Raw genomic sequence first — 12,190 nt, 5'->3', positions numbered from 1 at the left:
CAGTCGCATCAGCGCTGTCATCGTTCCAATTTCTATTATACTGAATCAAAAAGGGATTGTCTAAAGAAAATAAGGAAAGCGCTTGTCGATAGAGTTTTTCATAAATCTGCGCAAAATTTCTTGTAAAAAGCCAGAAAATCTTTTACAATAAAAAGTGCTTGGAGGAAGTTATGACAGCAAATCAGATCGTAAGAGTGATCCCAGTCTTGAAAGTGAATAACCGAAATGTCAATCAACGCTTTTATGAAGAGATATTGGGAATGAAAGTATTAGTGGAAGAAGGAGCTCTCCTATCTTTAGGAGATGCCTCAAAAGTAGAAAAAATTGTCTTAGAAGAGTCACCGAGTATGCGTTCGCGTAAGGTCGAAGGTCCAAAGAAATTGGGTCGCATCGTGGTGAAAGTGGCACAAGCTCAAGAAATTGATTACTTGTTGGCCCGCCAGCCAGAAACAAGCGCCCTTTACCAAGGAGTTAATGGCCGCGCCTTTGAAGTTGTGTCTCCTCAAGGAGATACCATTTTCGTGCATGCTGAAGAAAATCTTGAAAGCCTAGAACCTTTGGAGAAAGCGCCTCTTGTTGAACTTCCAGAAGATTTCAAAGGTTTGACGAGCTTTGATGTGGACTTTCTTGAGGTCAATGTGGCCGATTTTGCTGAGTCTGAGAAGTTCCATAGCAACTTGCCAGCTTTGGCCCACTTTATCCATTTACAGGAAGCCCAAGGAGAAGATCTCCAAGTGGAGAACAAGGTTACTTGGGATTTGAGCATGATCAAGGTCGAATTGGCATCTTTTGATGTGGAAGACTTGAAAGAACGCTTGGGAGAAGCTGTCGATTTTGTGCACCGTAAGGGAACTTTCTTGATTGCCAAGGATCCAAGTCAGATCGAACTCTGGTTTGAAGCCAATCAAGATCAGGTCCATATTTCTTATGAAGAATAAGAATGGAGTGATGAGCGTGAATGCAATCATCGAAAAAATTACCGAACAAATCCAAGAAGGCATCTATCCAGGTGCCTCTCTTGCGCTCTACCGCAATGGTCAGTGGAGTGAGCACTATCTGGGACTAGCGGATCCTGAAAAAGGAGAGCCAGTAGTGGCTGACCTGGTCTATGATCTGGCCAGTGTCAGTAAGGTCGTCGGAGTCGCTACCATCTGTGCCTTTTTGTATGCGAAAGGGGAGCTTGCGCTCGATCGCCCCTTTAAAGAGTTTTACCCGCGTTTTGCTCATGAGAAGACAACCATCCGGGAACTCTTGACCCATACTTCTGGGCTCGATCCTTTTATCCCCAACCGGGATCAATTGGATGCGAGACAGTTGAAAACAGCCCTTGAAAATTTGCAGTTGAAAGAAGACAAGAGTTTTCATTACACCGACGTCAATTTTCTTCTGCTGGGCTTTTGGTTAGAAGACAGGTTTCACCAGCCCTTGGATCGTTTATTTGACGAGCTGATTTTTACACCTTGGAAGATGACAGAAACACGGTTTGGACCGGTCGAAAAGGCGGTGCCAACGGTTCGTGGCCTTGCTTCTGGAAGTGTTCATGATCCCAAAGCGAGAGTTCTGGGCTGTCATGCGGGAAGTGCTGGACTTTTTTCAACTCTTGCTGATCTAGAGCGCTTCTTAGAGCATTATCTGAAGGAGGATTTTTCGCGTGACTTGTCTCAGAATTTTGCGCGTGAAGAGGGCAAGACCCGCGCTCTTGGATGGAATCTAGAGGGGGACTGGTTGGATCATACGGGCTATACAGGAACCTTCATCATGTACAATCGCAAGAGGCAGGAAGCTGTGATCTTTTTGTCCAACCGGACCTATGAGAAGGATGAACGGGCCCAATGGATCCTGGACCGCAACTCCTTGATGGACTTGATCAAACAAGAATGTGAAAAATAGAAATGGAAGGCTAGGATGATGGATCCTGGCCTTTTGCTATCTGTCAGATAGAACTCAACTCCGTCTTAGGTTGGATTTCCTTCAAAAGCATCGCTTTTTTGGCTGATTTATATTAAAATAGTAATGACCTTAATAGAACGAGATGAATATGAACAAAGAGATAGGCGTCGGAAGGGCGCATAGTAAAATTATCTTAATTGGAGAGCATGCGGTGGTCTATGGTTATCCGGCTATTGCTTTGCCTCTCCATCATATCGAAGTGATCTGCCAGATCATTCCGGCAGACAGTCCCTGGGTTTTGTTTGAAGATGACACCTTGTCCATGGCAGTTTTTGCGTCTCTTGAGCACCTCGGGATAAAAGAAGCCCGGATTCGCTGCCGGATTCAGTCCATGGTACCGGAAAAACGGGGGATGGGATCGTCTGCGGCGGTGAGTATCGCAGCCATTCGCGCCGTTTTTGACTATTATCAAGAGGAGCTGGATGATGAGACCTTAGAAATCCTGGTCAATCGAGCAGAAACCATTGCCCATATGAATCCAAGTGGGCTCGATGCCAAGACTTGTTTGAGCGATCAAGCCATTAAATTCATCCGAAATGTCGGCTTTTACCCGCTGGAGCTGGGTATAAAAGCGAGCTTGGTGATTGCGGATACGGGAATTCACGGCAATACCCGTGAGGCGATTCAAAAGGTTGAAGCCAAAGGGCAGGAAGTTTTGTCCCATTTCCATGAGATTGGTCAGTTGACCCAGCAGGTGGAAGAGGCTCTGAAAATGAATGATCTAACGAGCCTAGGACAGGCTCTGACTACTTGTCATGACCACTTGAGAGCCGTCGGTGTCAGCTGTGTTGAAGCAGACCATTTGGTCGCTGTTGCCCTTGAAAACGGGGCCTTAGGCGCTAAAATGAGCGGGGGTGGTCTTGGTGGTTGTGTGATTGCCCTCGTCAAGGATTCTCGTGAAGCAGCAACCATTGCCCATGCATTAGAAAAAGAAGGAGCGCACCATACATGGATCGAAAACCTGTAAAGGCTAAGTCCTATGCCAATATCGCGATTATCAAATACTGGGGAAAAGAAGATGCCAAACAGATGGTCCCTTCGACCAGTTCGATTTCGTTGACCTTAGAGAATATGTATACAGAGACGAGTCTCTCTCCCTTGCCAGCAGATGCGACTGCACATGAATTTTACATCGATGGGGAATTCCAAAATCCAGCTGAGCAAGCCAAAATTGGAGCTGTGATTGATGGCTTGAAGCCAGTAAATGAAGCGGGATTTGTTCGGGTGGATACCAGCAACAACATGCCAACCGCAGCAGGCTTGTCCTCTAGCTCAAGCGGGCTCTCTGCTCTCGTCAAGGCTTGTAATCGGTACTATGATTTGGGCTTGACCCAGGAGGAATTAGCTCAAAAAGCCAAGTTTGCTTCGGGCTCTTCTTCGCGGTCTTTCTTTGGTCCCTTAGCAGCCTGGGACAAAGAAAGTGGAGAAATTTATAAGGTCAAGACAGACCTGAAATTAGCAATGATCATGTTGGTCCTCAATGACAAGCAAAAGCCCGTTTCCAGCCGGGAAGGGATGAAACGCTGCATGGAGACTTCGACTAATTTCAAAGAATGGATCGAAGAGTCTCGACAAGATTACAAGGACATGCTGGACTATCTAGCTGGCAATGATTTTGAACAGGTCGGTCAGTTGACAGAGCGCAATGCCCTTGCTATGCACGCGACGACTAGAACAGCCACTCCAGCCTTTAGCTACTTGACAGAAGAAAGCCATAAAGCCATGGACTTTGTCCGTGAGCTTCGCGTAGCAGGCCATGCTTGTTACTTCACCATGGATGCAGGGCCAAACGTTAAGGTTCTCTGTTTAGAAGAAGACTTGGATCAGCTGATGCCTTTATTTGATGCCCGCTATCGGACCATCGTATCTAAGACAAAGGATCCTCAAGATGAAGACTAAGTATCAGGTACAGACCGGAGGCAAGCTCTATCTAGCTGGAGAATACGCAGTGCTAACACCTGGTTATGGAGCTGTGATTCAGTTTATTCCTATTTATCTGTCAGCTACCATCCAAGAAGCAACAGCCTACCAGCTAGCCTCAGACCTTTTTGGTTACCAGGTGGATTTGACCCCAAATAAGGACTACGCCTTGATTCAAGAGACCATACAGCTCATGGAAGAGTGGCTGAAAGATCAGGGGATATCCCCTAAACCCTTTGATCTTCACCTTAGAGGGACGTTGGGCGAAGAGGGGAAAAAGTATGGGATTGGTTCCAGCGGAAGTGTGGTCTTGCTCGTGATCAAGGCCATGGCTGCTCTGTATGAACTAGACCTACATCCGGACCTGCTCTTTCGACTAGCAGCAGTGGTCTTGGTGCAAAGAGGGGACAATGGTTCCATGGGCGATTTGGCTTGTATTGCCTACGAGGACTTAATTTATTACCAATCCTTTGATCGGGCTTGGTTGCATGAAGTCTTGACTTCTCAGCCTCTTTCACAAGTTTTAGACCTGGATTGGGACTACCAGATCCGCTTGATCCAGCCAGCCATCTCTTATGATTTTCTGGTCGGTTGGACCAAGGAACCAGCGATTTCAAGTGATTTGATCCGCCAGGTCAAGGGGGCGATTAATGAAGTCTTTCTCAAAGAAAGTCAGAGCGCAGTGAAGATTCTTGAAAAAGGTCTCCGTGAAGGGAACCAAAAAGAAATTGAGACCAGTATCAAACGTGCCGATAAGAACCTAAAGTCTTTGAACCCTTTGATCTATACCCCAGCTCTAAAAGAGCTGCAAGAAGCGACAGAGGGCCTTTCTGTCTGTGCCAAATCCAGTGGTGCTGGAGGAGGCGACTGTGGAATCGCCCTTAGTTTTGACCCAGTTGAGACTCAGACCTTGATAGAGCGCTGGAAGGAAAAGAATATTGAAGTCATTTACCAAGAAAGGATGGGAGATTCGTGAGCGAAAATCGAAAAGACCAGCATATTCGCTATGCCTTGGAGCAAAGCTCCTCCTATAATAGCTTTGATGAGATCGAGCTGATTCACCGATCCCTCCCCCTTGTGGATCTAGCGGAGATTGATTTGACAACCCATTTCGCAGGGCGTGATTGGGAGGTTCCTTTTTATATCAATGCCATGACAGGCGGGAGTAAACGGGCCAAAGAGATCAATCAAAAGTTGGCAGCAGTAGCCGAAGCCTGTGGGATTCTCTTTGTGACTGGCTCTTACAGCGCAGCACTGAAGGATCCGAACGATCAATCGTATGCGGTCAAAAAAGACCATCCTCATCTTCTTTTAGCAACCAACATTGGCATCGATAAAGAGCCAGATTTGGGCTTGCGGACAGTGGAAGAGCTACACCCCCTCTTTCTTCAAGTCCATGTGAATCTGATGCAAGAGTTGCTCATGCCCGAAGGGGAGCGGATTTTCCACACTTGGAAAGACCATCTCAAGAGCTATGGGCAGGGCTTTCATGTACCTGTAGTCCTGAAGGAAGTTGGCTTTGGTATGGATCCCAAAACAGTTCAGGCAGCGCTAGAGGCTGGGATTAAAACCGTTGATATTTCTGGACGTGGTGGTACTAGTTTTGCCTATATTGAGAATCGTCGTGGTGGCAATCGCGCTTATCTGGATGATTGGGGACAGTCAACTGCGCAGTGTCTCTTACAGTTACAGGATCAGATAGATCAGGTTGAGGTCCTAGCAAGTGGGGGCATCCGTCATCCCCTTGATATGGTCAAGGCCTTGGTCCTTGGAGCACGTGGCGTAGGACTTTCCCGCGTTTTTCTTGAGATGGTAGAGACTAAGAGCATTGAAGAAGTGATCGTCCTTGTCCAAGGATGGAAAGAAGACCTCAGATTGCTCCTTTGTGCGCTCGGTTGTCAGAACCTGAAAGAGCTCCGTGAAGTCGACTATCTCCTCTATGGAAAATTGTGGCAAGCGAATCAACAGAAAAAATGAAAGAGAGTGGGACAGAAATCGGTAATTCGTTAGAATTCGATTTCGTCGTCCCACCTCCGCACAGTTGAGTAGGGCTGTAAAAGCTGATGAAATCAGCGTAGTAGAGCCCACTCAACCACTGCGTCTTGCTCGACAATCCAAAAATAATTGAGAGGCTAGGACTTTTGTCCCAGCCTCTTCTTTTTTGAAAAAGTGTTTCACCTCAAAAATTCTGATAGTTTACGAATCGTTTACGGTTGCTGGAATCGCTTGCAAAACAGGCTTGTAAAAGAGTATACTAAATAAGGAAAAACATTTTTAAAAAGGAGTTTAGGATGAAGAAGCACTATTTTCGATCAGCTGTAGCAGCCTTGCTTCCGCTTTTGTTGATTGCTCAACCTGTTGAGGCTTGTACAGGGTTCATCATCGGGAAGAAATTGACTGCCGATGGCTCGACCTTGGTAGGGCGTACCGAAGATTTAGAGCCCAACCATAATAAAAATTTTGTGGTCAGAGAGCGTGTCTACAATAAAAAAGGAGCCATCTTTGAAGATGCTGCCAACGGTTTTCAGTATCCCTTGCCAGAGATTAGCTATAAGTATACAGCGGTTCCAGATGTCACCCCTGATCAGGGAATTTTTGACGAAGCAGGATTCAATGAATATGGAGTTTCCATTTCTGCCACTGTATCTGCTTCAGCAAATGACAAGATCCAAAAGGTGGATCCCTATGTCAAGGATGGCCTCGCAGAATCGGGCTTGACAAGTATCGTTCTCCCTAGTGTGAAAACCGCAAGAGAAGGGGTCGAACTCATTGCTAAAATCATTGAAGAAAAAGGCGCTGCAGAAGGAAATATTGTGACCATTGCCGATAAAGAAGGCGTCTGGTATATGGAAATCCTATCTGGCCATCAATATGCGGCGATTCTATTCCCAGAGGATCGATTTGCGGTCTTTCCAAATACCTTCTTCTTAGGGCATGTCGATCTATCGGATACCGAACGCACGATCGCTTCAAAAGATCTTGAAAAAGTCGCCAAAGAAGCCAATAGCTATAAGGAAGTGGACGGAAAATTCCACGTTTCTCAATCCTATAATCCGCCTTTGCAAGAAGCAGATCGCTCACGGGTTTGGTCGGGAATCAAATCGTTAGACCCAAGCTCTCCTGTTAAATATGACGATTCGTCCTTTGAACTTCTTCATACAACAGATCGGAAATTAACTCTCCGCGATGCCATGAATCTCCAACGCAATCGTTTGGAAGGAACCAAATATAAACCACAGGACCAAATGGAGCTGGATGGAAAAGGCATTCCGAAAAAAGGAGAGTTTGATGCGGTTTATAAATACCCTATTTCCAATCCAAATGTCATGGAGGCCCATATTTTCCAACTGAAAGATGATGTCCCAGCGAGTGCAGGTGGAGGCACCATGTGGCTGTCGATGGGTAGTCCACGAAATGCTCCATACCTACCCTACTATGGCAATATTCTCAACACCTATCAGGCCTACCAAGAATTAGGGGATCATTACAATGATCGCTCTTGGTATTGGACCATTTCAAGAATCAATGACCTTGTGGCCAAGTATCCAGATTTATTCGAAGATGGGGCGATTCGTACTGAAATGGAACGATTGGAGTCTCAGTGGATGGTCGAACAAGATCTGAGTGATCAGGAACAAATCGCCCTTGCTTCTCAGCCTGAAGAAGCTAGTAAGAAGGCAACAGAGGAAAGCTTGGCAAGAGCTGAGAAAACCTTCGAACGCTTGCAAGAAATCAGAAAAGAAGCAGAACAAAAGGTAGCAGATGAACACGGAAAAAGTGCCCTGCAAGATCTAGATGACGAAGAAGATGCTGCTTATGAAGAAAAGATTGATCTCGTTGAATTTGACTATGATTACATTCTAGCAGCAGGCTTATTCGGGGCAACCCTTCTAGCGATTGTGATCTACCTGATTCGCTCAAAGAAACAAAAGGGAGGAAAACAAGATGACTAAAATTCAAAGAGCCTCGATTTATCTTTTTCTACTGTTTGCAGGAATTGGCTTGGAGTTTGAACTCGGTCATCTTTCTCAACAAGAATTTAGCCAGTCTGCAGGCAGAGACTTGGTCTTAAACTTGTCTGTCTTAGCTGCTATTATTATCCCGCTCTATCTCTTTTCAAAACGATTGGGCAAGCAGTTGTCCGTACCAACCTACATCCTATGGATTGCCATGTTTGGAGGAGCCTTCGTAGCAGGCTGGTTGAGCTTTTCAGGCAATAGCTTGATTGATATTATGAATAGCCAGGTGATCAAGGATGCCACTGTCTTTAACAAGTGGACCGATGCCTTGACGGCACCATTTTCAGAAGAATTCTTTAAGGCCCTGGTTGCCTTTTGGGTAGTCTTGATGGTTAGCAAAAAAGATCTAAAAGCGATTCTAATTGCCGGCTTGGGCTCTGGCTTTGGTTTTCAGATCATTGAGGATTTAGGGTACGTTGCCCGCCAAACAAAAACCAGCCAATTAGCCGCTGTCACTGAGGCCATTAACCGTATCTCTGGTGGATTAGCTTCACATGCCCTCTATACAGCTGTTGTATCAGTTGGTGTCTTCCTCTTGTTGTCTCAAGTGACCCAGCAAAAGGAAAAACTCTTTGGGCTCTGGTGTGTTCTCTCAACAGTAGCCAATCACTTCTTATGGAACTCTCCGTTTTATGAAACAGACCATCGGATTAATCTTCTCGTCGGACTGCTCTTTGCCGTCCAAGTAGGGACCTTTATCGAAGTGGTGCTCTATACCAAGAAACATCCCGAGTTGCCATTTTTAAAACAATAAGAAAATTTTTTCAAACACAAAAGAACTAAGACATGGGTCTTAGTTCTTTTATTATGTGACTTTCAGTCCGTCTCGCTCCGTTAGGTGCGAGACAAAAAAACCACCCGCTATGCGGGTGCGCATCGAAGGTTATACCAAAAAAACTCCAAACGCGATACAATTAAGGTGTTCAAGCCAATTGTAAAGCGAGAGGAGAAAAATATGGCTCAAAAAGCACATAGTTTATCACACACAAAATGGATGTGTAAATATCACATTGTGTTCACCCCTAAGTATAGACGAAAAGTGATCTATAATCAATATCGAAGTAGTTTGGGAGAAATATTCCATAGATTATGTAGTTATAAAGGTGTTGAGATTATCGAAGGCCATTTAATGCCAGATCATGTTCATATGTTGGTAAGCATTCCACCTAGAATTAGTGTTGCAAGCTTCATGGGATATTTAAAAGGTAAAAGTGCTCTAATGATGTTCGATAAACACGCAAATCTGGAATATAAGTTTGGAAATCGACATTTTTGAGCAGAGGGATATTATGTAAGTACAGTTGGCCTCAACGAAGCCACAATAAAGAAATACATTCAGGAACAAGAGCGAAAAGATATTGCTTTAGATAAGTTGAGTGTAAAAGAATATGAAGATCCCTTTAGGGATAGTGGCAAGTAGTACATATGCCTCTTTGAGAGGCTTGTGACGAGTCAAATGCAATAAGGCTTGAACAAAGTGAAAGCCAGCGTCTTTAGGCGCTGGCTAGTTGTCTGGGCTTATAGCCCTGGTACAAACCACCCGTTTGACGGGTGGTCATGATTTTCTCAATTCTTGTAAGAGTGTTTGTGCCTTTTCTAAGTTAAAGGGTTTGTTTTCAAGGAGTTGGCTGACCAATCGTGGAACTTCCTCTTCCTTAGCTCCTGCTAGAAGGGCTAGGGAGCGTGCTTGGAGTTTCATATGTCCTGCTTGAATCCCTGTGGTGACAAGGGCTTTGAGGGCCGCGAAATTCTGCGCCAAACCGAGCGAAGCGATGATACCAGCTAATTCAATAGCAGAAGGCTCTCCTAGCAAACGGTGGCTGACTTGAACCGTTGGATTGAGGCCAATCGAGCCTCCTTTTGTCGCAACCGGCATTGGCAGGGTGATCTCTCCATAGAGTTTTTTCTCTTTCGGCTGACTTGTCCAGTGACTCAAGCCTTTGTAAGAACCACTTTGTGCAGCATAGGCATGGGCTCCTGCTTCGATGGCCCGCCAGTCATTGCCTGTTGCAAGGACCAGGGCATCAATCCCGTTAAAAATTCCCTTGTTATGAGTGGCCGCACGGTAAGGATCCACTTGAGCCAGTTGGCTAGCTAGCTCCATCCGGTGGGCAATCTCAATGGCTTCCTCAGGATTTCGACTCAGTACTTTAAAATCGATGGCACACCGTGCACTCACCAAAGAGCGAGTAGCCAAGTTGGATAAAATTGCCATCAAGGCCTGACCACCAGAGAGTTTCTGGATGCGATCGGTCAGAGCCTCCAGCATCGTGTTGAGCATATTGGCCCCCATGGCTTCTTTGGGATCGACAGCCAAGTAGACAATAAGAAAGTCCCCCTTGTTTTCGACCCAAAGATCCCTCGCTCCACCTCCACGCTTAACGATCGAAGGATAGGCTTCATTAGCGAGCTGAAGAAGGGTTTCCTTGTCCTCTAGGATGCGCTTGCTAGCAACTTCTACGTCTTCAACATCCGTCAGAGCAATCTCACCAATCATTTGGCGCTGGTGCACCTGGGTGGTGAAACCGCCCGAACGTTGGATGAGCTTGGCTGCAAAGCTGGCAGCCGCGACCACGGAAGGCTCTTCTGTGACCATGGGAAGGACATAGTCACGACCATTGATCAGAAAATAAGGAGCAAGGCTAAAAGGCAAGTCAAAAGTCGACAAGACATTTTCCGTCAATTGATCTGCAATAGAAAGGGGAAGTCCCTTTTGTTCTTTTAAGATCTGTGCTTCATCCCAAGTTAAGAGGCCTTCCTTCAGTAAGGCCTCTATGCGTTCTGTGGGAGAAAGTTTTGCAAAACCTGGTAATCGTGCCATTATTTTTCTACTTTCTGGTAAGTGCGTTGGTGTTCCTTGATCTCTGTCAAAGCAAAAGTTTGATGCGTAGCAGGCTCAAACACTTGATTGCCACTAGGATCTAGATCTACTTCCTCATAAAAGAGTCGTTCGTAGTCAGCAACACTAAGAACCGTACGTTGGTCCAGTTTTTCCATGCGTTTGTGATCTAAGAGTTGCTCAAAACCAGGAACGAGATTGGCACTAAAGATCTCAGAAACCGCTCCACTTCCATAGCTAAAGAGGGCGATTCGGTCCCCAGCTTTGAGTTGGGGTTGATTTTCCAGTAGTGACAGCAAGCCTAGGAAAAGAGATCCAGTGTAGATATTTCCCACGCGTTGGCTGTATAGAATCGATTGATCAAAGTTGTATTGTAATTGATCTTTTTTCTCTTCTGATAATGACTTATCCAAGATTTTTTTCAAGCCCTTGAGAGCTAATTTCGGATAAGGCAAGTGGAAGCAGACAGCTGCAAAGTCTGTCAAGGCAAGGCCAGTTCGTTTCTGGTATTCCGCCCAAGTTGTTTTCAGAGAATCTAGATATTGTTGCGTTGAATAAATTCCATTCACGAAGGGAGTTGTCGCATAATTTGGACGCCAAAAATCCATGACATCACGTGTTTGGGCAACATTGTCATCGTTAAAAGATAGAATACGAGGATTGTGGCTGATCAGCATAGCAACTGCTCCAGCCCCTTGTGTTGGTTCACCAGGAGTCCCAATTCCGTATTTAGCAATGTCACTGGCAATGACCAAAACCTTACTCTGTGGGAATTTTTCAACATGGAGTTTAGCATAATCCAAGGCAGCAGTCGCAGCATAGCAGGCTTCTTTCATCTCAAAAGAGCGGGCGAAAGGCTGGATATCTAGTAAGCCATGGACAAACACAGCAGCAGCCTTACTCTGGTCAATTCCAGATTCTGTCGCAAGAATCACCATGTCGATCGCTTCTTTGTCTTCGTCTGTTAAAATATCATCTGCTGCAGTAGCAGCCAATGTGACGATGTCTTCTGTGATCGGCGCAACACTTTGTTCTTTTAAGAGAAGACCCTTGCTTAGTTTTTCGGGATCGGTATCACGAGCAGTAGCCAAATCTTCTAAACGCAAGACATAAGGACTCGTCGCAAAACCAATCTTATCAATCCCAATTGTCATTCTTAACCTCTTTTTTATTTGATATCTACTAGTATATTTCGTTACTATTCTACCATATTTAAGAGCAAAATTCCCTTGAAAAAGCTAGATCCTATTGGAAATCATTCTTAGGATCGAATTTGAATCGTTGCTGGTTAGAAATTAATGTGGAAGGTCAAAATAGAGAATAATAAAGAAAAAGACTCAACTTTTGTTTACTAAAAGGAATGGGTGAATGATAGAGTAGATGATTCTAAAAGGTCCTAATTTTAGGTAATAGGGGGTCCTTGAAAATTCAATTATCTGTGTCTTTGATGATATTTTAAGGA

At 45.1% G+C, this 12,190-nt stretch carries 10 protein-coding genes and 1 pseudogene; 9 read left to right on the top strand and 2 right to left on the bottom strand.

What is annotated here, in order from left to right; all coding sequences use genetic code 11:
- The first annotated feature begins 170 nt into the window (after positions 1–170).
- From HMPREF0833_RS06060 to tnpA, 9 genes and pseudogenes are all read left to right on the top strand, one after another.
- A complete protein-coding gene (locus HMPREF0833_RS06060) occupies positions 171–938 on the top strand; it encodes a CppA N-terminal domain-containing protein (protein ID WP_013904185.1) in 768 nt (255 codons plus the stop codon).
- 10 nt (positions 939–948) lie between these two features.
- On the top strand, positions 949–1,890 hold the full coding sequence (locus tag HMPREF0833_RS06055; protein ID WP_041818370.1) for a serine hydrolase domain-containing protein: 942 nt from the start codon (positions 949–951) through the stop codon (positions 1,888–1,890).
- Positions 1,891–2,038: 148 nt separating this feature from the next.
- On the top strand, positions 2,039–2,917 hold the full coding sequence (mvk, locus tag HMPREF0833_RS06050) for a mevalonate kinase (protein WP_041818501.1): 879 nt from the start codon (positions 2,039–2,041) through the stop codon (positions 2,915–2,917).
- Positions 2,899–3,849 (top strand): diphosphomevalonate decarboxylase, encoded by a 951-nt coding sequence (gene mvaD / locus HMPREF0833_RS06045; RefSeq protein WP_013904182.1) that lies wholly within the window; start codon positions 2,899–2,901, stop codon positions 3,847–3,849. The genes mvk and mvaD overlap by 19 nt, the downstream gene beginning before the upstream one ends.
- Positions 3,839–4,846, top strand: a complete 1,008-nt coding sequence (locus tag HMPREF0833_RS06040; RefSeq protein WP_013904181.1) for a phosphomevalonate kinase — start codon at positions 3,839–3,841, stop codon at positions 4,844–4,846. Before mvaD ends, HMPREF0833_RS06040 begins: the two co-directional genes overlap by 11 nt.
- A complete protein-coding gene (gene fni, locus HMPREF0833_RS06035; RefSeq protein WP_013904180.1) occupies positions 4,843–5,847 on the top strand; it encodes a type 2 isopentenyl-diphosphate Delta-isomerase in 1,005 nt (334 codons plus the stop codon). Before HMPREF0833_RS06040 ends, fni begins: the two co-directional genes overlap by 4 nt.
- A gap of 314 nt (positions 5,848–6,161) precedes the next feature.
- Positions 6,162–7,823 carry a C69 family dipeptidase gene (locus HMPREF0833_RS06030; protein WP_013904179.1) on the top strand — a complete coding sequence of 554 codons (1,662 nt, stop codon included), beginning with the start codon at positions 6,162–6,164 and terminating at the stop codon, positions 7,821–7,823.
- A complete protein-coding gene (locus HMPREF0833_RS06025; RefSeq protein ID WP_013904178.1) occupies positions 7,816–8,643 on the top strand; it encodes a PrsW family glutamic-type intramembrane protease in 828 nt (275 codons plus the stop codon). The genes HMPREF0833_RS06030 and HMPREF0833_RS06025 overlap by 8 nt, the downstream gene beginning before the upstream one ends.
- Before the next feature lie 201 nt (positions 8,644–8,844).
- Positions 8,845–9,309, top strand: a pseudogene (gene tnpA / locus HMPREF0833_RS06020) (IS200/IS605 family transposase).
- Between the two features lie 135 nt (positions 9,310–9,444).
- Here tnpA and HMPREF0833_RS06015 read toward each other — a convergent pair.
- On the bottom strand, positions 9,445–10,710 hold the full coding sequence (locus tag HMPREF0833_RS06015; protein WP_013904176.1) for a hydroxymethylglutaryl-CoA reductase, degradative: 1,266 nt from the start codon (positions 10,708–10,710) through the stop codon (positions 9,445–9,447).
- Entirely contained in the window at positions 10,710–11,882 is a 1,173-nt protein-coding gene (locus HMPREF0833_RS06010) for a hydroxymethylglutaryl-CoA synthase (RefSeq protein WP_013904175.1), read from the bottom strand. The genes HMPREF0833_RS06015 and HMPREF0833_RS06010 overlap by 1 nt, the downstream gene beginning before the upstream one ends.
- Positions 11,883–12,190: the final 308 nt, after the last annotated feature.

This window comes from Streptococcus parasanguinis ATCC 15912 (assembly GCF_000164675.2).
Taxonomy (GTDB): Bacteria; Bacillota; Bacilli; order Lactobacillales; family Streptococcaceae; genus Streptococcus; species Streptococcus parasanguinis.
The sequence above is the reverse complement of the archived record's forward strand: the minus strand, read 5'-3'. Positions and strand labels throughout refer to the sequence as shown.